The sequence below is a fragment of the Ornithinibacillus californiensis genome (genome assembly GCF_001038485.1).
In the GTDB taxonomy this organism is placed as follows: Bacteria; Bacillota; Bacilli; order Bacillales; family Amphibacillaceae; genus Ornithinibacillus; species Ornithinibacillus californiensis.
The window spans coordinates 36051-59374 of the sequence record NZ_LDUE01000009.1 but is presented as its reverse complement, the minus strand read 5'-3'; the positions used below and the strand labels follow the sequence as shown (position 1 = coordinate 59374).

The 23324-nt window shown below is 37.6% G+C and carries 22 protein-coding genes; 9 read left to right on the top strand and 13 right to left on the bottom strand.

All coding sequences use genetic code 11. From position 1 onward, the window contains the following. Positions 1-130: 130 nt before the first annotated feature. From TE34_RS02180 to TE34_RS02170, 3 genes are all read left to right on the top strand, one after another. Positions 131-529, top strand: a complete 399-nt coding sequence (locus TE34_RS02180; protein WP_053074937.1) for a hypothetical protein — start codon at positions 131-133, stop codon at positions 527-529. A gap of 246 nt (positions 530-775) precedes the next feature. Next, positions 776-1729, top strand: a complete 954-nt coding sequence (locus tag TE34_RS02175) for a GNAT family N-acetyltransferase (protein ID WP_047983190.1) — start codon at positions 776-778, stop codon at positions 1727-1729. Between the two features lie 169 nt (positions 1730-1898). Next, a complete protein-coding gene (locus TE34_RS02170; RefSeq protein WP_047983189.1) occupies positions 1899-2372 on the top strand; it encodes a GNAT family N-acetyltransferase in 474 nt (157 codons plus the stop codon). A 213-nt stretch (positions 2373-2585) separates the two neighbouring features. On the opposite strand, the gene TE34_RS02165 is transcribed toward TE34_RS02170, so the two are convergent. Continuing rightward, positions 2586-2945, bottom strand: coding sequence for a thioredoxin family protein (locus tag TE34_RS02165; protein WP_269083143.1), 360 nt, complete (start codon positions 2943-2945; stop codon positions 2586-2588). A 20-nt stretch (positions 2946-2965) separates the two neighbouring features. Continuing rightward, positions 2966-3781 carry a DUF368 domain-containing protein gene (locus TE34_RS02160; protein WP_047983188.1) on the bottom strand — a complete coding sequence of 272 codons (816 nt, stop codon included), beginning with the start codon at positions 3779-3781 and terminating at the stop codon, positions 2966-2968. Between the two features lie 155 nt (positions 3782-3936). Here TE34_RS02160 and TE34_RS02155 point away from each other — a divergent pair, with 155 nt between their 5' ends. Next, on the top strand, positions 3937-4272 hold the full coding sequence (locus tag TE34_RS02155) for a PadR family transcriptional regulator (protein ID WP_047983187.1): 336 nt from the start codon (positions 3937-3939) through the stop codon (positions 4270-4272). Continuing rightward, on the top strand, positions 4269-4961 hold the full coding sequence (locus TE34_RS02150; RefSeq protein WP_047983186.1) for a DUF1129 family protein: 693 nt from the start codon (positions 4269-4271) through the stop codon (positions 4959-4961). The genes TE34_RS02155 and TE34_RS02150 overlap by 4 nt, the downstream gene beginning before the upstream one ends. A 46-nt stretch (positions 4962-5007) precedes the next feature. Here the strand turns inward: TE34_RS02150 and TE34_RS02145 are convergent, their stop codons facing one another. Together TE34_RS02145 and TE34_RS02135 are read right to left on the bottom strand one after the other, a co-directional pair. Further along, positions 5008-6189 carry a CapA family protein gene (locus TE34_RS02145; protein ID WP_047983185.1) on the bottom strand — a complete coding sequence of 394 codons (1182 nt, stop codon included), beginning with the start codon at positions 6187-6189 and terminating at the stop codon, positions 5008-5010. Between the two features lie 546 nt (positions 6190-6735). After that, positions 6736-7890 carry a thiolase family protein gene (locus TE34_RS02135; RefSeq protein ID WP_047983183.1) on the bottom strand — a complete coding sequence of 385 codons (1155 nt, stop codon included), beginning with the start codon at positions 7888-7890 and terminating at the stop codon, positions 6736-6738. A gap of 151 nt (positions 7891-8041) precedes the next feature. Between TE34_RS02135 and TE34_RS02130 the strand changes: the two genes are divergently transcribed. Together TE34_RS02130 and TE34_RS02125 are read left to right on the top strand one after the other, a co-directional pair. Further along, entirely contained in the window at positions 8042-8476 is a 435-nt protein-coding gene (locus TE34_RS02130) for a DUF4064 domain-containing protein (protein WP_047983182.1), read from the top strand. 127 nt (positions 8477-8603) lie between these two features. Then, entirely contained in the window at positions 8604-8786 is a 183-nt protein-coding gene (locus tag TE34_RS02125) for a hypothetical protein (protein ID WP_047983181.1), read from the top strand. A gap of 27 nt (positions 8787-8813) precedes the next feature. Here the strand turns inward: TE34_RS02125 and TE34_RS02120 are convergent, their stop codons facing one another. From TE34_RS02120 to TE34_RS02085, 8 genes are all read right to left on the bottom strand, one after another. Further along, positions 8814-10496: a glycoside hydrolase family 13 protein gene (locus tag TE34_RS02120; RefSeq protein ID WP_047983180.1), complete on the bottom strand. Its 1683-nt coding sequence runs from the start codon at positions 10494-10496 to the stop codon at positions 8814-8816. A gap of 214 nt (positions 10497-10710) precedes the next feature. Next, a complete protein-coding gene (gene treR, locus TE34_RS02115) occupies positions 10711-11421 on the bottom strand; it encodes a trehalose operon repressor (RefSeq protein ID WP_047983179.1) in 711 nt (236 codons plus the stop codon). Positions 11422-11433: 12 nt separating this feature from the next. Continuing rightward, a complete protein-coding gene (treC, locus tag TE34_RS02110) occupies positions 11434-13095 on the bottom strand; it encodes an alpha,alpha-phosphotrehalase (RefSeq protein WP_047983178.1) in 1662 nt (553 codons plus the stop codon). 11 nt (positions 13096-13106) lie between these two features. Further along, positions 13107-15017: a PTS system trehalose-specific EIIBC component gene (gene treP / locus TE34_RS02105; RefSeq protein WP_084710595.1), complete on the bottom strand. Its 1911-nt coding sequence runs from the start codon at positions 15015-15017 to the stop codon at positions 13107-13109. Between the two features lie 151 nt (positions 15018-15168). Beyond that, positions 15169-16170 (bottom strand): PQQ-dependent sugar dehydrogenase, encoded by a 1002-nt coding sequence (locus TE34_RS02100; protein ID WP_084710594.1) that lies wholly within the window; start codon positions 16168-16170, stop codon positions 15169-15171. A 210-nt stretch (positions 16171-16380) separates the two neighbouring features. Continuing rightward, a complete protein-coding gene (gene typA, locus TE34_RS02095; protein ID WP_047983176.1) occupies positions 16381-18210 on the bottom strand; it encodes a translational GTPase TypA in 1830 nt (609 codons plus the stop codon). A gap of 98 nt (positions 18211-18308) precedes the next feature. After that, complete coding sequence (locus TE34_RS02090; protein WP_047983175.1) at positions 18309-19652, bottom strand: sensor histidine kinase; 1344 nt, start codon at positions 19650-19652, stop codon at positions 18309-18311. After that, entirely contained in the window at positions 19652-20341 is a 690-nt protein-coding gene (locus TE34_RS02085) for a response regulator transcription factor (RefSeq protein ID WP_047983174.1), read from the bottom strand. The genes TE34_RS02090 and TE34_RS02085 overlap by 1 nt, the downstream gene beginning before the upstream one ends. A gap of 189 nt (positions 20342-20530) precedes the next feature. On the opposite strand from TE34_RS02085, the gene TE34_RS02080 reads away from it, so the two are divergent. Together TE34_RS02080 and TE34_RS02075 are read left to right on the top strand one after the other, a co-directional pair. Beyond that, positions 20531-21829 (top strand): S1C family serine protease, encoded by a 1299-nt coding sequence (locus TE34_RS02080; RefSeq protein WP_047983173.1) that lies wholly within the window; start codon positions 20531-20533, stop codon positions 21827-21829. Positions 21830-21945: 116 nt separating this feature from the next. After that, positions 21946-22788, top strand: a complete 843-nt coding sequence (locus TE34_RS02075; RefSeq protein ID WP_047983172.1) for a zinc ribbon domain-containing protein — start codon at positions 21946-21948, stop codon at positions 22786-22788. A 311-nt stretch (positions 22789-23099) separates the two neighbouring features. Here TE34_RS02075 and TE34_RS02065 read toward each other — a convergent pair whose 3' ends face one another. Continuing rightward, positions 23100-23306, bottom strand: a complete 207-nt coding sequence (locus TE34_RS02065) for a zinc ribbon domain-containing protein (RefSeq protein ID WP_047983170.1) — start codon at positions 23304-23306, stop codon at positions 23100-23102. Between the last annotated feature and the right edge of the window lie 18 nt (positions 23307-23324).

The window sequence follows — 23324 nt, the reverse complement described above, 5'->3', positions numbered from 1 at the left end:
GGAACGCCGTATGCGGTGAAAGTCGCACGTACGGTGTGAACAGGGGGAAAAGGGAGCGATAATCTCAAACCCTTACCTATCTGTATGAATAAGGAATTCGAAAGAATACGGTAGAGGAGGCAAAGAAAATATGAAAAAAGTGTTTTTATGTTTATTACTTGTACTTCCTTTAATAGTGATTGCTTGTCAAAAGCAGTCCAATGATGACAATTCAAATGGTGACTTTATTCAAGGTAACCCATCTCCTCAAGAAATTTTGTCAAAGGATAAAGATGCAGATATATTTTCTACTTTGGAAGTTGTATATAGGAATGCAGAAGATGATAAAAGTATTAAAGAATTAGAGTTAACCCTAGGCAAAGAATATTTTGAAATCACGAAGCAAACCAACAATCCAGATGAGTTCGGTAGTGGGTCTGCAACTAAATTGCCCGTAGGAACAAAAATATATAATACAAGTCATCCCCAAGTTCTGATCGCTGTTGTCGATGGAAAAGAAATACGATATTTTGGTTTGATTGAAGGTTAAGTTTTTTTGTTATTTAAGTAAAGGGTGCGATAGTTAAACAAGGTGATCAAGTAAAGGTCACCTTTTTCTTATGGTTTAAATTCTAATATTATTTTCGGAATATTATGTTAGTATTGAGGTAGAAGGTATTGTGCTAACGGGGCAGGATTGTTAAAGAGGACAATCTTTTATCGAATAAAGGAAACATGCTCTCACTGATAATTTAAAAAAGGATATTCATTAACGGAGAAAGAGGAGGGATTTGTTATGACCATGCGAACGTGGCAACGAGATACATTGTCATATGATTTGAGTGATGGATATAGTCTGATGAAATCTGAACCATTAGAATGGGGAGTCCATTTCTCAGTTTATTACAATATGGCATATAACGGTTTTTGGAAGAATGGTGGATACGATATGCCATCAGATAAAGCATACATGATATATCACAACAATGTAAGAATTGGGGGTGTCTGTATAGCACCAAATGTCATTTATCATTTATTTTTCATTCCGCCATTTTCTCAAAAACATGAAGTGTTAGGACTATTGAAAGAATTATTGCTTTCTTGGTCAGACCCCACTAAGCCAATCCGTGCTATAGAGATTCTGCCTGACCAAATTGATATGTACAGTATGTTTGGTTTTCAACCAAATGAATTTAGGAATCGTTGGATGCAGAGACCTACAGCAAAGTTTGAGGTGGAGTGGGACACACATGTAAATGTCAAAACACCTAAGTTCGACCCATCAAGTGCGGGAAAGAAATTGATACAGGAAAATGAATTAAATCGGTTGTTTTATTTAGCATATACACAAGGAATTGAAGACATACGTAGACATAGGAATACGGAGGAAGACCATCGAGAAGCGTGTCAGTTTGCATCTGAGACCAACGAATCGCTTTTAGAAGCCTCAACTCTTGTGTATGACAAACAATCTAATCAACTTATTGGTGCCTGTCTCATATCCCTACAAGGCGGAATTCCTGCGGTGTTTAATATAGCTGTATTACCTACACACAGACGAGGTGGATTGGCTTCAAAAATGCTAAAATATGCCTTAAACGTATTAAAAAGCGACTATCCAATTCTGCGATTATACGTTATGCAAGGTAACGAAGCAGAGTTGGTGTATCACAATTTAGGATTCCAACCTGGATTGTTAGAAGTCCAACATTGTAGTATTCCAGCATCTGTATCTGACGTGACCGATTAAAAAATCCCATAAAAATTCAACCTGATTCAAGGACTGATCAAACCATTTTCTTCTTCAAGTAACGGGTGCTATAACTCAATAAGAAGATCGTCAATAGTTGGTCTTCTTTGAGATGGCCAGGATTATTAATAGTGAAATAAAAAGTTGTTCAAGTAATGGGGTGAGGTAATTGAATTTAAGCATAGAGGAAGCAGTATATAACGATGCAGTGTCGTTAGTAGATATATACCGTGATGCTTACTCAGAAAATGAATCCTTAGGGCTTCCTGCGAGTGCATCAAAGGTAGAGGTTGAAGAAGTACAAGACTGGATAAAAACCACAATTTTATTGAAAGCAAAAGAAAAAACTACAAACAACATAGTCGCTACTGTAAGGCTAAAATATAATAGAGATTGGCAATGTTATGTATTAAGTAGGTTAGCTGTAAAATCAACACATAAAGGGAAGGGTATTGCTACGAAATTAATGGAGTATGTAGAGTCTATACTTATTAATAAAGGCGAAAATAGATTAAGGTTGACCGTTGCTCAAACTCACCCATATTTACCTAAAATGTATGAGGATAAGGGATATAAAATTGTAGGAGAGAGGCTACTTGATAATCTCCCTTATAATGAATTTATTATGGAAAAATTATTATAGTTCTTCTTTAACTATAGGGTGCTTTAGTTGAAGAAGGATAGTAAATTTTATGAAAAAAACGCTCAGAAAAAATCTGAGCGTTTTTGCTTGCTATTTATACAGTGAATACACTTAAGAAATGCTTGTTAAATAGTGTGAGTTTAACACTGTTATTACTGTTTTTCTCCCCCGTAACTGAACCCGTTAATGTGCACCCACATTCTCTTTTTCTTGTTAACCTAACTGTTGATGTAAAAACGCTGTTACTTCCTCAGGAGTTTTTGTGTAAGCACTATGTTGATGAGCTAATTTTTCTCCATTTTGGAAAATAAGTACACTTGGTATGCCCATTACTTCATATTGTTGTGCGATTCCTTCGATTTCGTCCGTGTTTACTTCATACCACTCGTAATTGCTGAACTCTTCTAAAATCCCATCAATAAACATGTCCATTCGCTTGCAATCCGGACACCAATCTGCAAAGAATTTTATAATTACAGGCTTTTCACTTTGAATAACCTCATTGAATCGATCCATTGTTTGAATATGTTCCATAACCATCTCTCCTTTTCTCCTATTGTATCCATTAAACAAACGTTTGTCTTATAGTTTGCTTAATCGTTATACTCTACTTTTCCTAAAATATAAGCGACAAATAAACCGATTGCAAATGTAACGACACTTAATAATAGGAAAGTGGTAGTATCCGGCCATCCAGGGAAGACAACAAAGATGGAGCCGATAACTAGACCAATAATTAAAGCAAACGTTCCACTTCGGAAATTCACTAAAAAGTAGTTAACAACTTTACTCATGGTAAGAATACCAAGTACGATACCAATACCAACAACTGCAATAATATCGAGTTGAAGATTGCTGATTGCACTAATAACAGTAGTATAGACACCGATTACTAGCAAGATAAAGGAACCACTAATCCCAGGCAAAATCATTGCTGCACTAGCAATAAATCCAGAGAAAAATAATAATACATATGTGGCCAGAGTCATTTCTTCGATGACCATTCCTTCACTTTCTTGAAGAAACATCATAGAACCTACAATTAATGCACCTATTAATAATAAAATATAATGGTTCACCTTAAAGTTTATTTTTGCCTCTGCTTGGTTAAATAGATAAGGCAAAATTCCAATGATTAATCCTAAAAAGAAAAACTGAGTAGGGCCAGAATAGTGCTCAAATAGCCACTCAATTAATTTGCTTAAAATTAATACAGCGGATACAATACCAATTCCTAGCGGGATTAAAAATCCTAATTGTTTTTTCCAATCTTTACTTACTAAACCATTAATGGAAGCAATAAGACGGTCATATATTCCTAGTAAAACAGCTATTGTTCCACCACTAACACCTGGTATAACATCACTTGCTCCCATGATTAATCCACGGTAAATATTTTTCCACTCCATACATTTTCTCCTTTAAGTAAAATACTAATTATTATCATATCAAATAATAGTTGTCTTTCATATTAAAAATTAGTATACTAAACATAAGCTATTTTGTATTACAAGATAGCTATTTTTATAAAACAGTGTCTTGTTATACAAGGTAGGTGGAAATGGTGTCACGTAGAAGCCAATTATTAAAAGGCGTATTAGAAGGTTGTATTTTAGCAATTATTAACCAACAACCAACCTATGGATATGAGTTGTCCGTTAAATTATTAGAATTTGGTTTATCTGATGTTAGCGAAGGGTCTATTTATCCCATTCTGTTGCGCCTTCAAAAAGAGGAGTTAATTAAAGGCACTATGCAAAAATCTGAATTCGGGCCAAAAAGAAAGTACTACCATCTTACCGATTTGGGGCAAGAGGCATTAGCAGAATTTACCCATCAATGGAATTCCATCAAGACTCCAGTGGACAGTATTTTAACTAAAGGAGGGGAAAAGGAATGAATTCAAAAGATATTATAAAGTTAAACAATGAGATGCGTGAACAACTATCTCCAGAGAATAAGGAAATTTATGAAGATATGCTTGTTTATATTCGGCTTAATTCCAATAAGTCCGAACAGCAAACAGAGGAATTGTTATATGAGCTATTAGAACACATTCTTCAAGGTCAAAAGATTGGTAAGACACCAAAAGATATATTTGGTGATGATTTAAGAAAATATTGTGATGAAATAATTGATGAGATACCAGGAGAAGTGAAATCTACCAAGTTGATTTTTGGATCCTATATCATTATTTATTATTTGGGAGTCACCAGTACTATGTATGGTGTGTTAGGTTATGCGTTATATCATTTATTTTCTATTGGTACCAATACATTTACATTTTCACTTGGCTCTGGAATTGTCACTATCATCATAGAATTACTCATACTATATGTTTTCCTTACTAGCGTCTTCAAGTGGTTAAAAAATTCTGTACTAAAAGAGAAAAAGATAAACAAGTGGGTAGAATTTATACAGATATGGGTAATCTGCATGGTTTTTATCGGCATTATCATTCTTATTCCGATAATAATGCCAAGCTTCGGTACGGAAATAACAATCCCAATCGTGCTATTTGCGTTTACCGGTGTAATCCTTTTCTTTGTCGCATATCTGTTAAACAAGAAATATAGAATAACTAAATAATAAGAAGGATGCCATCGGCTAAGTCACCCAATGACATCCTTCTAATTTATTCTTCTATAAACTTTAGCTCCGGTACCCATCTAGACATATGTTCCTTGATTTCTTCATAGTGTACACTTGCATTCGTTAGTTCTTCTTCTGTTAGCTGGTACATCGGAATAACCTCATAATCTCGCCAATTCTCATATTTTACAAAGGTAGGTAAGAATTCAGGAGTGTGCACTTCTACTACTGTTTCACCATCTGACATCGTCTTTGTAATATGGAACTTAAAGATTCCTCCAATTTGTCGGTAAAACTCATCCTGCCCAGAAAGAAAATTACCTAATGAATAAATAACCAATGTACGATTCCCGTTTTCCCCTGTTACCCAATCAACAGGCTGTAAAACATGTGGATGATGTCCGAGTATTACATCTACACCTTTATCAGCTAAAAACTGGACTAAATCTTTTTGTTGTTGATTAGGCAAGCGTTCATATTCATTTCCAAAATGCAGACTAAGCACGACAACATCTGCCTTTTCTTTCGCCTTACTGATTTCAGCTGCCATTAATTCTTGGTCAATTAAATTTACTAAATAATCCTTCCCTGTTGGAACAGGTATTCCGTTCGTTCCATACGTATAGGATAAGAAAGCTACGGAGATTCCTTCTTCTGTCTCCATAATTCGAAGTTGGTCACGATCTTGCTCACTTTTATAGGAGCCCGTATACATCATATCAATCGCTTCCCAGTGCTCAATTGCTCTTTGTATCGCTTCCTCCCCACGGTCTAGCGTATGATTATTTGCCAGGGAAACAACATTTACTCCCGCCCATTTTAACGCATCGCCCACTTCTGTCGGACTATTGAATGTTGGGTACGAGGAAAGTCCTAATTCCGTTCCACCTATCATCGTTTCTTGGTTGGCGATGGATATCGTAGCATCACTTAGAAATGGTTTTACCCGCTCTAACATCGGTTTAAAGTCATAGCTACTCCCCACCAAAGCATCATTATAGACACTGTTATGAATCAACATATCACCAATTGCAGAAATAGATATTTCTTGTACTACGTTAATCGGTTCCTTTGGTTCTTTTGGTTCGATAGGCTTTTCTGCGTGAGAACCAGCTGTTCGTGTTGGTTCCGTATTATTATCGATAGCATTTTCTCCACCACATGAAACTAGAACTAAGCTTAAGAATGAAAAAATAAATATCCCTAAAATTGTCCCCTTAGTCATGACCAACTGCTCCTCATACTTTTTTACTAGTAGTATACCACATTAAAAGGAAAAATTTTCCGTTTAATTAAATTATTCTACAAAATACATCAACTTGTCCAACATGATTAGTATTAATATGACATAGGAGGCACCTTTACATGCATTTTTTAGAGGGAAGTAGTTCTTTTGGAGGATATGCCAAACAAAAAAAGCTGGGACAAATTCTATCAAAGGTAAATCCGAACATTATTATTAGTGCACATAACCCACCCCGGAAATATACTGCGCTTTTACTTCCAGCACAGGGGCGACATCTGCTCGAGAAAACCTCGCAGTGTCTACCTTGCCGTGGGCGGCTGGTGAGCCAGGCTACTACTTGAATAGGCTTCCTTGCTGCCTTGCACCGAGGAAGCCTTCTTCGTAGCGTTACTCGTAGACGCAGGTGCATCTTTGCGGGGTCTCACCGATGCCTATCCTCCCACTGGAGTCTCCGTATATTTCCGGGGCTAATATGGTGATTGTTCATATTTACATTCCTTTGATTTAGTTACGTCCCAGCCTCTTTCAATATTTTATTCTCTCTATTATTGTGGCATTAGCCATTCCCATTCCTTCACAAATAGCTAATAACCCATATCTTCCATCTATCCGTTCAAGTTCATATAGCAATGACGTCATCAGCTTCGTTCCCGTTGCACCTAAAGGGTGTCCAAGTGCAATTGCACCGCCATTTACATTCAACTTTCCACGATCTGCACCTGTTTCTTCCAACCAGGCAAGGGGCACTGGAGCAAATGCCTCATTTACTTCGTACCGATCAATATCTTCAATGGACAGTCCGGATTTCTCTAGCACTCGTTTTGTTGCCTCAATAGGCCCAGTAAGCATCAGTGTTGGGTCTGAACCAACCACCGTTCGAGCAATAATTCTTGCTTTTGGTTTAATTCCTAAGGCATCCGCTTTCTCACGAGACATCAATAGAACTGCACTAGCTCCATCACTCATTTGACTTGCGTTTCCAGCGGTAATGATCCCATCTTTCTGAAAAACTGCCTTAAGATTGGAAAGTTTTTCGATGGATGTATCACTTCTAGGACCCTCATCTACTTGGAATACTTGTTTATTTCCTTCTACATCCTCCACTTCAACTGGTAGAATTTCTTTCTCAAATATGTTGTTATCTATAGCTTTTAATGCTTTTTCATGACTGGCTAATGAATAGGCATCTAGTTGTTCCCGAGTGAAACCCCATTTTGCAGCGATTTTTTCGGAGGATATACCTTGATTTACAATTTCATATTTTTCCGTTAGCTTTACACTCGGCTGTGTCTTTCCCATATTGGAAAACATCGGTGCATGCGTCATACTTTCTACTCCACCAGCGATAACCACGTCCATATCACCAGAGGCTATTGCTTGAGCACCAAAATGAATGGCCTGTTGGCTTGATCCACATTGTCGATCAATCGTTACACCTGGTACATGAATAGGAAACCCCGCAATCAAAGCAGCAGTTCGCGCGATATTTCCACCTTGTTCATTAACCTGTGTAACACAGCCAAGAATGACATCTTCAACGTCACTTTTATCTACTTGCGTGCGAAGAATTAAAGCTTCTAATACCTCCGCAGCCAAATCATCTGGTCGAATAGTTGCAAGCGCTCCGCCTTTTCTCCCAACCGCAGTGCGAACCCCATCTATGATAACTACTTCCCGCATAGCGCATCACCTCATTGTTTTCCCCCATTATAATTCATACTGTCAAACAATTCTATATTTTTATAGGTGTGTAAAAAAATCATTAAAATGAAACTATATAACCTCATTTTCGTATAGAATAGTTGTAGATAAGATAAAGGAGGAATTCAGGTTGAAACGTACAGCAGAAATCACACTTGGAATCATTGGTACTGTGTTCTATGTATTCTCAGTTCTATTAGGTGTATTACGAGTATGGGCAGAAAATAATAAAGGATACTTATATGATTTTATGATTGATAATCAAGCGGACATGCAATTAACGAATTCAGACATTGGTATGCTTGAGGAAACATTTAGTATGAATCTTGCACAAGGTGGAATTTTATTAATCTTCATGCCAATCTTAGCCATTGTTTTAGGTATTATTTCGCTAGTTTTCTTAAAAGGAAATAAACGTCCAGTAGCAGCAGGGATTATTTTTATTGCAACTGGTGTTGTATATGTAATCGTAACTGCTGGTGGAGGAATTCTAAGTGGTATTCTTTATTTAATTGCAGGTATTCTTTGTTTAGCACGTAAACCCAAAACAGTTATTGAAGAGTAAATTTACAGAAGAAATATTGCTATAAAGAGAAAATAGTAGTTAAGTCCCGCACAATATGTGTATAGTAGTATATAATAAACATGAGTTTTAAGAATAATTAAATGTCTCCGTTTTGAGGTGCTATGACATGAAACGCTATTTGACGGCAATATTTCTCGGTATAAGTGCCATGATATTAGTATTTGGATTACGGATAGATTTGCAATGGACCGGTGCAGTAACATGGGGACTTACCCTTATTTGTTTGTTATTTGCAGCATATTTCACAAAATATATACCCGATGAAAAACAAAATAAAAAGCGGAAGTAAACAAATTGTTTTCTTCCGCTTTCTTCATTATTCTGCTAAATAAACAATTGCTTCATAAGGTTTTAAAATAAGGTTATTGATATCAGTTCCTTCACGATCAGGATAATTGCCAATTAACTGTTCCTTAACAGTAAAGTTTAGATCCTCAGGTAGTTTCCACTCGATTGTTTCTTCACTAAAGTTGGTAATCACAAGTAATTTCTCTTCATCTAACGTACGTAAATAGGAATAGTGCTTCACATCTTCTGGATAAAGTAATTGATAATCACCATAAACAATAATTGGATGGGTCTTTCTTAGTTTAATTAATTCTCGGTAATAATGGTAAATCGAGTTCGGATCCGATACAGCCGCTTCTGCATTAATCTCTTTATAATTAGGATTTATCTTGAGCCAAGGTTCCCCTGTTGTAAACCCACCATTTGGACTACTATCCCACTGGAATGGGGTTCTCGCATTATCTCTACCCTTCACATAGATAGATTCCATCACTTTCTCGTGACTCTCATTACCTTCAATAACCTTTTCTTTATACATATTGAGTATTTCAATGTCCTTGTATTCCTCTATGGAATCAAAACGGATATTCGTCATCCCAATTTCTTCACCTTGATAGATATAAGGTGTTCCTTGTAACATATGCAGGAAGGTGCCTAACATTTTAGCCGATACAACTCGGTACTCTTGGTCATTACCAAATCTTGAAACCACTCTTGGCTGATCATGATTATTTAAGTACAAGCTGTTCCAGCCAACACCATGTAATCCTGTTTGCCATTTTGAGATACTTTCTTTCAAATCACGTAAATCTAGTGGCTTTAGATTCCATTTACCACCCGGTGCGGAATCCAGGTCCATATGTTCAAATTGGAATACCATTTGTAGTTCATTACGGTCTAGGTTTGTGTAGTCTTTTGCTTCCTCTACGTTTACTCCTGGCATTTCTCCTACTGTCATAATGTCATAATTGGACAGCACTTCCTGGTTCATTTCTTGTAAAAATTCATGGATTCTTGGCCCATTCATAAAATACCTGCTGCCGGAAACATACTTTTCCCCATCTGGATTCAGAGCATCTGGCAATCCAGGTACTTTCGAGATAAAGTTGATAACATCCATTCGAAAGCCATCAATTCCTTTATCAAGCCACCATTTCATCATGTCATAAATTTCCCTGCGCAGTTTTGGGTTTTCCCAATTTAAGTCTGGCTGCTTTTTACTAAAGATATGTAAATAATATTCATCTGTTTCAGAGTCATAATCCCATGCAGAGCCACTGAAGGTAGACTTCCAATTATTCGGCTCTTTCCCGTCTTTACCAGGTCGCCAAATATAATAATCACGGTATTTATTATCCTTAGACTTTTTTGACTCCGTAAACCAGTCATGTTCATCAGAAGAATGATTAACAACAAGGTCCATGATAAGCTTCATTCCGCGTTGATGAATTTCGTCTAATAATAACTCCCAGTCTTTCATGGTCCCGAAATCTTTCATGATTTTCTGATAGTCTGAGATGTCGTATCCATTATCATCATTTGGTGATTCGTAGACAGGTGATAGCCAAATAACGTCAATGCCTAGTTCTTTTAAATAATCTAGTTTTTGGATGATTCCGTTGATATCACCGATGCCATCTCCGTTACTATCGTTAAAACTTCGTGGATATATTTGGTAAACGACGGATTCTTTCCACCATGTTTTTTTCATTGTATTTACCTCCTATGTATAGTTCTTTAGCCTAAACCGCAGCCCGTATACACTTCGCTTTCCGTGGGCGGCTGGTGAGCCTCCTCAGAGCTAACGCTCTTGCGGGGTCTCACCGATGCCTGTTCTCCCACAGGAGTCTACGTGTATACGGGCTGCTCAGAGCGAAAACTTTATATTTATTGTGTAAAGACAATCTATTCTTCACAAAGATATCTTACTTCACTCTTCTTGCGAAATCGATGAATCGGAATTTGTCTGGTCTGTGTCTGGATTCGGTGTATTGGAATAGTTTTGCGTCGTCTAGGTAGACTAGGCTTTTGATGACAACGACCATGGAATAGCCGTCTACGTCTAATAGTGCTTTGTCTTCTTCTGTCAGATTCTCCACGACAATTTCTTTGTGAGCAAAACCTATAGTTAATCCCAATTCTCTTTCGATATACTCATATATCGATTTCTCACAGATCTCCTCTGTTAGAATTGGAACAAATTCTTCAGAGAAATAATCCTTATCCAGAATTACCTTTTCGCCGGATAACTCACGGACTCTATTTGTACCCCATATCTTATAGCCATCAACTTCGAGTTTATTATAAATTGGATTTTCTTTATTTAAATAAGCTAACGAGGTTACTATGGTTTTACTTTTTAAGTTTAGACTTTGGGCTAGTTCTTTAAAACTAACTATTCCTGATACGGGAAAGGAGAACTTTTGTACATCTAGAACCATGGAACCTTTTCCCTGTATCTTTTGGATATATCCATTTTGCGAAAGTAAGTTTAACGCCTTTCTTACCGTTTCTCTAGATGTTTCATAGATGCTGGTTAATTCGTTTTCAGATGGCAGCATTTCATTGGCTAACCATTCCTTCGATTCAATTTTACTAGCAATATCCTCATAAATCGCTACATACTTCTTTTTCATCGTGGCCCTCTTCTATTTTGCATAGTACACGATGGACTCATATGGTCTAAGAGTAAAGCTAGAAGAAGCATTCGGAGAATCTACGTAATTGGAGATTAATACTTCTGTTTCTTCCTTCCAATCTAATGGAAGTTCTACAGTCGCTTCCTCTCCATAGAAGTTGTTCACCACAATCAATCTTTCTCCGTTCCAATTTCGTGTATAAGCAAATATTTTAGGATCACTATCTAATAGTAATTGATAGTCCCCATAGGTAATAATATCATATTTTTTTCGCAAGGCTATCAATTCCTGGTAATGATTAAAGATAGAGTCTTTCGTGAGCAATTCTTTTTTCGCATTTATATTCTGGTAATTACTAGCTGGTGCAATCCAAGGGGTTCCCGAAGTGAATCCTGCATTTTTTTCACTGGACCATTGCATTGGTGTTCTTGCATTATCACGGGATTTCTGTTTTAAAATCCCCATAATTTCTTCTTCTGTTTTTCCCTCTTGTTGTAGTAGCTTATAGGCATTCAGTGATTCCACATCACGATATTTGTCTATTTCGGAGAAGCCGGGGTTTGTCATACCGATTTCTTCACCTTGATAAATATATGGGGTACCTTGCATCATATGGATCGTTGTTGCAAGCATCTTAGCGGATTCAACTCGGTATTCTTCATCATCGCCAAATCGGGAAACCGCTCGTGGTTGGTCATGGTTACACCAAAAGAGTGCATTCCACCCTCCACCTTCATGCATTCCAACTTGCCAATCAGATAGAATCTTTTTAAGTGCAAGGAAATCAAATGGGGCCTTTGTCCACTTCTCACCATTCGGATAATCCACTTTTAGATGGTGGAATTGAAAAGTCATATCTAATTCTTTTCTTTTAGGATTCGTATAAAGCACACAGTTATCTATCGTTGTAGAAGACATTTCCCCTACGGTCATCATGTTATAAGGTGAAAATGCTGCTTGATTGATTTCGTGTAAGTATTCATGTACGCGAGGGCCGTCTGTATAATATTTTCTCCCATCACCAGTACTATCGTTAGGGAATTCCTGATCTTTGGATATTAAGTTAATAACGTCTAAACGGAAACCATCAATACCTTTTTCCGCCCAGAAACGAATCATTTCGGTGACCTTTTCTCTAACCTTTTCATTTTCCCAATTTAGATCTGCTTGGGTTACATCAAATAGATGCAGGTAATACTGTTCTGTCTTTTCATCCCATTGCCATGCATTACCACCAAATTTAGATATCCAATTGCTTGGTTCTTTCCCATCAATAGGATCTTTCCAAATATAAAAATCACGATAAGGATTTTCTCTTGAACTTGATGCTTGTTTAAACCACTCATGCTCTGTTGACGTATGATTGATAACTAAATCCATAATTAGTTTCATGTCTCGTTTATGTGTTTCAGCTAATAGTTCTTCAAAGTCTTCCATCGTGCCATAGGCTGGCTCAATCCGATAATAGTCACTAATATCATAGCCATTATCTTTTTGTGGGGATTGGTAAATAGGTGTCAACCAAAGTACGTCGACACCTAAATTTTTCAAGTAATCCAGTTTTTCAATAATTCCTCTAATATCACCTAAGCCGTTACCTGTCGTATCCTTAAAGCTTTTCGGATAGATTTGATAGACGACTGCTTTTTTCCACCAAGGCTCTTGTTGCATGTATTTCACTCCTAAGAAAGTTTACGTTTTGCAATAAGGAAAGTAATGATGAATGGTACGATAATAACAATCGCCATTCCAAATAAGAAGGACATCCAATCCTCAGCAATGATTGATAACGGTGCCGGAATACCACCTACACCTATTGAGCTCGCTTGCACTCCGCTAAACGTAATAAATGCTCCTGCTATCGCTGTTCCGATAATCGCAGCAAAGAATGGATAGCGATAGCGTAAGTTCACACCGAACATAGCTGGCTCTGTTATTCCAAGATAAGCAGAAAGACCAGAAGTACCTGCTAAACCTTTCAGTTTTTCATCTCTAGCTGCAAGCATCATGGCAAAAACAGCTGAACCTTGCGCGATATTAGATAGTGCAACAATTGGCCATAAGAAAGTAGTTCCCGTACTACCAATTAACTGTAAATCAACAGCTAGGAATGTATGATGCATTCCTGTAATAACTAAAGGCGCATATAATCCACCATAAAGTAATCCACCAATGATCGGGAAGGCTTCAAATACTGCAACTAAACCATCAGTAATCCAAGTTCCTATTGTGAAGGTGATTGGACCGATAATGATGAAAGCTAAGAAACCTGTTACTAATAATGCAATTGGTGCAACAACTAGTAATTGTAAGGATTCCACTACTCGCTTCCTTAAGAAAATTTCAATCTTCGCTAATACCCAAGATGCAATTAGAACCGGCAGTACTTGTCCCTGATACCCTACTTTTTCCACTTCTAGTCCAAATAAATTCCATGTTGGGATTTTTCCTTCTGTTAAAGCAGAACCATATCCCCAAGCATTCATTAAATCTGGATGGACAAGGATAAGCCCAAGCACCATACCTAATAATTCACTACCACCAAATCGTTTCGCCGCTGACCAACCAATGAGTGCTGGTAAGAAGGTAAAGGCTGTATTGGCAATGATATTAATCATGTTGGCAATGCCTGCCCAAGACGGGTATAGTTCTACAATTGGTTGATCGGCAAAGATTGGGTTAACTAATATATTATTGATACCCATCAAGAGACCAGCCGTTACAATTGCAGGTAATATCGGAATAAAAATATCTGCTAATGTCTTAATGCCTCGTTGAAGTGCATTTTGTTTTTTACTACTTAGCGCCTTTACATCGTCTTTTGAAGCTTCTTGTATGCCAGACTCTTTGACCATGGCGTCATAAACTCTATCCACTGTACCTTGACCAATGACGACTTGGAATTGACCATTTGCAGAGAAAGATCCTTTTACGATATCTAAATTCTCAAGTAGCTCTTTATTTACTTCTGCCTCATCATTTAAAGCAAATCGCAGTCTGGTCACACAATGTGTTGCAGCAGCGATATTATCGACTCCACCTACCGCTTCAACGATATCTTGAGCTTCTTTACTATATTTCATCGTGGAAGCAGCTTTTTTAGGAGTAGTAGTCTCATCACTATTTTTTACTTTCGTTCCTAACAAGACTGAATCTAAGGCAACTACATCTTTTTCCTCTGTTTTTGATAACGCTTCAAATTGATCGCCATTCGTAACGATGATTGGAGTGATGATGCTTTTTGCTCGTTTACGGATAAAGTCTAAATCAAATGTAACTAATAAGTCACCAGCTTTCAGACGGTCACCAGGTTTAACATGGGTCTCAAACCCTTCGCCATTTAAACCAACTGTTTCAAGACCAATGTGAATGAGAACCTCAAGACCTTGGTCTGTTTTCACACCAATCGCATGCTTTGTTGGGAAAACATGCATCACTTCCCCATCAAAAGGTGCAACCACTTTTCCCTCACTCGGTTCAATAGCAATCCCGTCACCCATCATTTTTTCAGCAAATGTAGGGTCTGGTACTTTTTCTAACGGAATAATATTCCCTGTTAATGGTGCATATATTAATTGTTCTTTATTACTCATAGGAGAAACTTCCTTTCTACTTGTATATACATGTTGACTAATTCAGTATAACTTGTATATACAGGTTTTGTAAAGGTTTACAAACTTACTCGTCTTTTTATGTTCTCCTTAAATGAAATTGCCATTACCAAAAATCAAAAAAAGAACTCCCTCACATAGAAAGAAGCTCTTGTAGCACAGCTCTAGGAATAAATAATAATCGGTCATCACCTTCTGATGGATTCCCTCGCCCATCCGTATTATTGGTGATGGCATACAAACCATCTTCTGTCGCTAACACATCACGAATTCGTCCTACATCCGAGAAGATTAGTGTTACCTCTTTTGAGTTTGGGTTAAAAAGGCGAATACCTTCTCCTCTTAGAGATGCAAAATAGAAACCTCCGTCAATGTAAGTCATGCCTGAAGGTGCCCATGTATTCTCTTGGGAATGTACAACTGGTGTTTCCATTCCTTCTTTGGTCTCGTCTCCGATAATAATTGGCCAACCATAATTTTTTCCAACTTTTATTAAATTGATTTCATCATGTGCACTAGGACCATGCTCTGTGGCATATAAATTTCCGTCATCATCCCAAGCTAAGCCTTGTGGATTCCGATGTCCAAGCGAATAAACATAGCTGTTAGGAAATGGATTGTCAGCTGGGACTGTAGCATCCAAATTCATTCGGATAATTTTCCCCGCTAGACTCGTTGGATCTTGGGCTAATTCTGGTATTGTTGCATCACCAGTAGTAATGTATAGCTTCTGATCTGGGCCGATTTCAATTCGTCCCCCTTGATGAAACTGCCCTCCAGGAATGCGGTCGATAAGGACGCCACTTTCCTCCCAACGCTCTTCAGTTCGCATTATTTCAACTACCCTTTGATAAAATTCATTATTCTCCACATAGGAATAATAAGCATAGGCAAGATTAGAAAAGTTGTGGGGAAAGGCTAAACCTAATAATCCTGCTTCCGGTTGACTGGATAAATCCTTATCTAACAACACAGGGAGTCGAGTAATATTGTTATTCTTTATCTCCACAATTGATCCATTTCTTTCACTGATAAAGATGCTTTCTCCTACTTCTTCAATCTCCCAAGGCTCGATAAGTTTTGTAGCAATAACATCATAATCAGCTTGATTAACCATTAATTTGGTTGGCCCCATATTATCACTTTCATTATCTGAGCAACCGAACAAGAGAGAGATAATCGCAAAAGCAAATAGTTTCCGAATGGTGATTCCTCCTATTAGCGTATTTAGCTACATTTTAGATCAGTTTTGTAAATAATATAAATTCATTTTCATACAATCGTATTGGTTACTAAAAAAGGATACTTAGAGGGGTCAGTCCCCTTTAAGTATCCTTCCTGATGTTTATACTAATTTTTCGCGTTTAGCTGCTTTTTCACGTTCGTTTTTGTTTAAGATTTTTTTACGAAGTCTGATTGATTCTGGAGTTACCTCACAGTACTCATCGTCGTTCAAGTATTCGATAGCTTCTTCAAGTGACATCGTTCTTGTTTTACGGATTGTTGATGTTTGGTCTTTCGTAGCTGAACGAACGTTGGTTAGATGTTTCTCTTTCGTGATATTAACAGTTAAGTCGTTCTCACGATTATGTTCTCCAACAATCATACCAGCATATACTTCTGTACCAGGATCAACAAAGATAATTCCTCGGTCTTCTAGATTCATGATACCGTAGGAAGAAGCTTTACCGTTCTCTAGAGCTACAAGCACACCTTGACGTCTTCCACCAACTTGACCTTTGATGACAGGCTCATATGCCTCAAACGTATGGTTGATAATTCCATACCCACGTGTTTGTGACATAAACTCTGTGGAGTAACCGATTAAACCACGAGAAGGTACTTTGAATTCTAAACGAACTTGACCGGTACCTTGGTTAACCATATCAAGCATTTCACCTTTACGTGCACCAAGTGATTCCATGACAGAACCTGTATGTTCTTCGGGAACATCAACTTGCACACGCTCAACAGGTTCACATAGTACACCATCAATCTCTTTTAGAATAACCTTAGGTTTTGACAATTGTAGTTCATAACCTTCACGGCGCATATTCTCAATTAAGATTGATAAGTGTAATTCTCCACGACCAGAAACAATCCAAGCATCCGGAGATTCTGTTGGATCAACACGTAAGCTCACATCTGTCTCAAGTTGCTTCAATAAACGTTCCTCAATTTTACGAGAGGTAATGTACTTACCTTCACGCCCAGCAAACGGACTGTTGTTTGTTACAAAAGTCATCTGTAGCGTAGGTTCATCGATGTGTAAAATTGGAAGTGGATCTGGATGATCTTGTGGACAAATTGTATCTCCAACGTTTAGATCCTCAAGTCCTGAGATAGCAACAATATCACCTGCTATCGCTTCTTCAATTTCTATACGCTTTAAACCAAAGAATCCGAATAATTTACTAATACGGAAGTTCTTTTGTTTACCGTCTTTTTGAAGTACAACTACTTGTTGTCCTACCTTAATCGTTCCACGGACAACGCGTCCAACCCCAATACGACCAACATAGTCATTATAATCCAGTAATGTTACTTGGAATTGTAATGGCTCGGAAGCATTATCCACTGGTGCAGGAATATGCTTAATAATCGTTTGGAAAATTGGATCCATCGTTTCTTGCTGACCCTCTGGCTCATAGCCTGAAGTTCCATTAAGTGCTGATGCATACACAACAGGGAATTCAAGTTGCTCATCATCCGCTCCTAATTCAATAAATAAATCTAATACTTCATCGACTACCTCTGCTGGTCTCGCATTCGGACGGTCAATTTTGTTTAATACAACGATTGGTGTTAATTTTTGCTCAAGAGCTTTCTTTAACACGAATCGAGTTTGTGGCATCGTTCCTTCATAGGCATCAACCACTAGTGCAACGCCATCCACCATTTTCAGGATTCGTTCCACTTCTCCACCGAAGTCAGCATGCCCTGGTGTATCTAAGATGTTAATTCTTTTATCTTCATAGCTGATTGCTGTATTTTTTGCTAAAATTGTAATTCCACGTTCACGCTCAATATCATTGGAATCCATCATACGTTCGTCAACTTGCTCATTTTCACGGAATGTACCAGAATACTTTAGTAACTGGTCGACTAATGTCGTTTTACCATGGTCAACGTGAGCAATAATTGCGATGTTACGTATATCTTCTCTTAATTGCATAAGTTCGCTCCTCTTATCTCCGACTAGAATGAAACTAGACAATTATATCACAAATGTCGACTTGTGTCTTATTATTATTTAAATTTTATACAGATTTACTATTCCTTGGTCATGGACGGAAAAATAAGAGTGAATTTTGCACCACCTAATGTTGATTTTCCAACTTCTATTTTTCCACCTGACTGTTCTATGATAGCTCTGGCTATCGCTAGCCCTAGACCTGTTTCTCCACTCTTACCTTTCACAAATCGGTGAAAAATATGTGGGATAAGGTCTTCTGATATTCCTTCGCCATCATCTTCTACAATAATCTGTATTTGTCCATTATTTTGGGTCGCAGTAAGAAGAAGCATACTATGTCCGTGCCTGATTCCATTAAATGCCAGATTCAGTAGTGCTCGAAGTAATCTTTCTTCATCTCCAATTATTTCAATACTTTCCTGAACATCGATCTGTATGTCTAACCCTTTTTCAGCAGAAATTGGCAATGCACGTTCCCTTACTTTATCAATTAAATGGGATAACAAAATCGTTTCCTTACGATACGATTTTTCCTCACTCTCCAGCTTAGCAAGTAGAATCATTTCATTAATTATCTTCTTTAACCGATTCACCTCGGAAACAATAACCTCTAACCCTTTTTCTTTATCCTGCTCATCAAATACTCCCTCTTTAATTCCTTCTGCATACCCTTGAATAGTCATTAAAGGTGTTTTTAATTCATGACTAGCATTTTGGAAGAAGGTCTGCTGTGAATTAATATATCGCTGTAATTCATTAGCCATATCATAGACACTTTGAGCAACCTCTTTGACCTCACCTGTTGCTCGAATCGGTTCTATTTTCGTAAAGTCTCTCTTTTCTATTTTCTTCAGTTGATACTTCAAGCTTGTTAAAGGTGTTACTAACTTTCTCGTTAGAAAATAGCTAAGCCCTATTGCAACAATTGCCCCAATGATAAAAACGATTAACATTCTTTGTATGAAATCTTGCTGAACCATCTGTAGGTCCTGTAAAGGAGTTAAAAGAATTAATTCTAGCCCAAGACTTTTAGGAACAAAAAGAATACGGGATGTCACGAACTTTTCGTTCCCATATGCCCAAAGCTCTTCATTCGTATCACTGAAGTCATTGTTCATAAATAGGCCTGTTACGACAGGGGTTGGTAAAGTAGAGAATAGGACCGAATTCTGTCCACGATCATACAAGAAAAGCTGTAAATCTTGTTCTTCCAAAAATTCATTAAAACCAATTAGATTTTCTCTTGAAATAAATGCTTCATCTAAGACACTAACTAATATCTCCCCTTTTTGTTCTAACTGCCTTTGTTCATCCTGTATTAGAACATTTAGGATGAGAGAATAAATAACATAGCCCGTTACAGCCATGATGATGAGAAGCAGTGCCGTAAATGCTGCATTCAACTGGTATTGTAGCTTCATTAGGATTCCTCTTTATCACGTAATCGGTAACCAAAGCCCCATACTGTCTCAAGAGGTAGGTCCTGAAATTTTTTGCGAATTCTTTTTACTAGATCATCCACTGCTCGATCACTACCAAAATAGTCTTCTCCCCAAACGCGTAGTAACAATTCTTCCCTTGAAAACGCACGATTAACGTTTTCTGCAAATAACAGCAGCATATCAAATTCCTTTGTTGTTACATCCTTTTCCTCTCCAGTCCAAAATACGCGTCGATCATCACGATTTATAACTAACTCTTCAATAACTAGTTGGTCGGATTCTGTACTTTGTTTTCTTTCTTCTGGACGGTACCGTTTGAAAATACGTTTGATGCGAGCGATAAGCTCTCTAGGGCTAAATGGCTTTGTTAAATAATCATCCCCGCCTAGCTCTAACCCAAGTATTTTATCAATCTCTTCATCCTTAGCAGAGACGATAATAATCGGCACTTCACTCTCATTTCTAATTTGTTTACAAAATTCATAGCCATCCATTCCTGGAAGCATAATATCCACAATCCACATGTCCGGTGGGTTAGTATTCCACAGCTTGATCCCTTTCTCCGCAGAATCCATAACTGTTACTTCATAGCCTTCTTTTTTCAAGAATGCCGAAACGATATTTTGGATATTTGGATCGTCCTCAATAACTGCTATATGGTAATTCATAACTCTCACCACTTTTACCTTATTTTTCTAATAATCTATACATAGAAAATTTTATACTGTTTTATCCTAAAAAAAAAGGTTAGAAACTCTCATTTCGCTTATTTACACATTTATTCCACAATTATACCAAAGCTATTCCGACGCTAGTGGATATGCTATATATACAAGAATTTGAAAGGGTGAATGTTTATGGAACATAATGATGAACAAAAGCTACCAGAACAAAATAATCAAGAACATTCATTGCAGAGTGAACATACAAACTTCCAATCGGCAGTGAACGATGATCCTGGACTAACAAAACCCAAGGAGAAACTAAAGAAAAAAGAAAAAGCGAAAGGACCATCTAGTGTTAAAGCGTTTTTCTTTGGAATCCTAGGTGGGTTAATTCCTGTAGCTATATTTTTATTGTTACTTACAAACAATATATTACCTTTTGAAAGTCCGAACGCTGAGGTTTCTGCAAATGAAAGCAATCAATCCCAACCAGAAATTATAACTACAATGGCTTCGGAGGATGCGGAAAACTCGACAAACCTAGCAGAAGTTTCGGAAGCAGTAGTTGGGGTTACTAACTTACAAAGACAAAGCATCTGGACAAATAGCCAAGAAGCAGGTACTGGATCGGGGATTATTTATAAAAAAGAAGATGGAAAAGCATATGTCGTAACCAATCATCATGTGGTCGATGGTGCTGAGCAGGTGGAAGTGGTCTTATCGAATGGTGAACGTGTTACTGCCAAAGTTCTTGGGTCAGACCAATTAACCGACTTAGCTGTTCTAGAAATAGACGGTGATAAGGTTAATCGTGTTGCAACCTTTGGCACAACGGAAGGAAAGCAAGTTGGTGAAACCGTATTTGCTATTGGAAACCCACTTGGAATTGAATTTGCTAACTCATTAACAAAAGGTATCATTAGCGGCCTTGAACGTTCCGTATCAATCGATACAAATGGAGATATGGTTGCGGATTGGATTACAGAGGTCATTCAGACAGATGCAGCGATTAACCCTGGTAATAGTGGTGGTGCTTTAGTTGATTCGAATGGAGAGGTTATTGGAATTAACTCGATGAAGATTGCAAGTACACAAGTAGAAGGTATTGGTTTTGCAATTCCAATTGATGCAGCACTACCAATTATGGAACAACTCGAAACAAACGGGAAGGTACAACGACCATTTATCGGAATTAGTATGGCTACTATTAACCAAGTACCTATGCAATACCGACATAATATCAACCTGCCAGAAGGCATTGATCACGGAATGGTTGTTGCAAGTATAGAACCTGGGTCTCCAGCAGATGAAGCCGGGCTTCAACAGTTTGATGTCATTACTAAAATAAATGATCACGAAACACCAACTGCGCTAGAATTAAGAAAATATATGTATACGGAGACACAAGTAGGAGATACCGTGAAACTTGAAATTTATCGAAATGGCAAAAAACAAATGATTGATCTTAAACTAACGGAAAGATATGAATAAAGTGCCAAAAGAAGGGTTCCTCCCCCCTTCTTTTTTTGGTTTAAATGCTTATCCTTTATTGTACAAATTGATTTATAGTATGATTTATTTATCGAAAGAAAGAATGGAGTGGTCTTATGAAATGCCAACATTGTGGCCATGTAACGGTAGAAGGAAAATTTTGTAGCCATTGTGGTGCGTCAATGGAAGTAATGGAGCATCCAATGGAAGAAACATCACATGCAGAGGACGAGTTAGAGTCACCACTAACAGAGGATGAAGGATATTCCGAACAAGAAATTATACAACCTATCAATTCCTCTCAGTCTCAGGGTGAGCAAAAGCACCAAGAGAAAAAGAAGGATTTCTCCGACCAGTTTGCCACTATTTTCACTAATTTTGGTCACTTTTTCATGACGTTAATCAAAAAACCTAGCATGGCCAAAAAAGCCAATCATCATGACATGTATTCCGCAATCATAACAATCATTGCTTTTGCTTTAGTTATTTCCTTAAGTGTGTTTTTACCAGCTGCTCTTTACTCAAGATCAAGGTGGTTTATGGCAGTACCGTCTGTATTTTACGAGTTCATTGTACCACTTATATTACTCATTATTTTATTTGCAGGTTTTGTTTCTCTAACATACGCTGCTACTAAAATCACGAAGGTAGAATTATCCTTTGCAGATGTCATTGGTAAATATGGTGCGTATTTGCTTCCATTTGGATTACTATTTGTAGCAGGTGTAATCCTTTCCATTGGTCAATTGCCGATACTGCCAAGCATTCTACTAACTATAGGTATCTTGGGACCCATTTTTGTCGTTCCAACGTTGATTCTTTTTGAAAAAGAAGGCTCCGGATTAGATAAAATTTATACGTTATTAGGGCTTTATTTTACTGAGCTATTACTAATTGTACTATTTTCAAATTCCTTATTTGGACGGGTTATAGGAGAATTATTTTATTTCCTGAACTAAGTGGTTGGGTCATAACCGAAAGTAGAAGTTAAGTAAACGAATAATTTAACACATTAGCTCCGGAAATATACGGAGACTCCAGTGGGAGGATAGGCATCGGTGAGACCCCGCAAAGATGCACCTGCGTCTACGAGTAACGCTACGAAGAAGGCTTCCTCGGTGCAAGGCAGCAAGGAAGCCTATTCAAGTAGTAGCCTGGCTCACCAGCCGCCCACGGAAAGCGGAGTATATTTCCGGAGCGGATATGATGCACTAATTATAATAGTTCGAATCTTATTTATACTAAAATAAACTTTCCAACCTTTTTCCACTTAACCGAAGAATAAATCCAGTATGTTACTACCAGTTGAGCTTTGTTTGTTATAGAATTCTGAGTAACCGCAGTTTTTACAGTATACTACGATAAATTGATTATTTTGGATATCGAACATCTTTGATAATCCAGTACCTGTCATGGCTACTTCCTTTTTAGCAGCATCTAGGCTGCCACACTTAATACATCCTTTTGTCTCGCTCATAGTCATCACGCTCCTTAA

Coding starts and splice junctions, on each gene's coding strand:
- TE34_RS02180 (WP_053074937.1), top strand. CDS start 131: ATGAAAAAAGTGTTTTTATGTTTATTACTTGTACTTCCTTTAATAGTG.
- TE34_RS02175 (WP_047983190.1), top strand. CDS start 776: ATGACCATGCGAACGTGGCAACGAGATACATTGTCATATGATTTGAGT.
- TE34_RS02160 (WP_047983188.1), bottom strand. CDS start 3,781: ATGGAGTGGAAAAATATTTACCGTGGATTAATCATGGGAGCAAGTGAT.
- TE34_RS02150 (WP_047983186.1), top strand. CDS start 4,269: ATGAATTCAAAAGATATTATAAAGTTAAACAATGAGATGCGTGAACAA.
- TE34_RS02145 (WP_047983185.1), bottom strand. CDS start 6,189: ATGACTAAGGGGACAATTTTAGGGATATTTATTTTTTCATTCTTAAGC.
- TE34_RS02135 (WP_047983183.1), bottom strand. CDS start 7,890: ATGCGGGAAGTAGTTATCATAGATGGGGTTCGCACTGCGGTTGGGAGA.
- TE34_RS02125 (WP_047983181.1), top strand. CDS start 8,604: ATGAAACGCTATTTGACGGCAATATTTCTCGGTATAAGTGCCATGATA.
- TE34_RS02120 (WP_047983180.1), bottom strand. CDS start 10,496: ATGAAAAAAACATGGTGGAAAGAATCCGTCGTTTACCAAATATATCCA.
- treR (WP_047983179.1), bottom strand. CDS start 11,421: ATGAAAAAGAAGTATGTAGCGATTTATGAGGATATTGCTAGTAAAATT.
- treC (WP_047983178.1), bottom strand. CDS start 13,095: ATGCAACAAGAGCCTTGGTGGAAAAAAGCAGTCGTCTATCAAATCTAT.
- treP (WP_084710595.1), bottom strand. CDS start 15,017: ATGAGTAATAAAGAACAATTAATATATGCACCATTAACAGGGAATATT.
- TE34_RS02100 (WP_084710594.1), bottom strand. CDS start 16,170: ATGGGGCCAACCAAATTAATGGTTAATCAAGCTGATTATGATGTTATT.
- typA (WP_047983176.1), bottom strand. CDS start 18,210: ATGCAATTAAGAGAAGATATACGTAACATCGCAATTATTGCTCACGTT.
- TE34_RS02090 (WP_047983175.1), bottom strand. CDS start 19,652: ATGAAGCTACAATACCAGTTGAATGCAGCATTTACGGCACTGCTTCTC.
- TE34_RS02085 (WP_047983174.1), bottom strand. CDS start 20,341: ATGAATTACCATATAGCAGTTATTGAGGACGATCCAAATATCCAAAAT.
- TE34_RS02080 (WP_047983173.1), top strand. CDS start 20,531: ATGGAACATAATGATGAACAAAAGCTACCAGAACAAAATAATCAAGAA.
- TE34_RS02075 (WP_047983172.1), top strand. CDS start 21,946: ATGAAATGCCAACATTGTGGCCATGTAACGGTAGAAGGAAAATTTTGT.
- TE34_RS02065 (WP_047983170.1), bottom strand. CDS start 23,306: ATGAGCGAGACAAAAGGATGTATTAAGTGTGGCAGCCTAGATGCTGCT.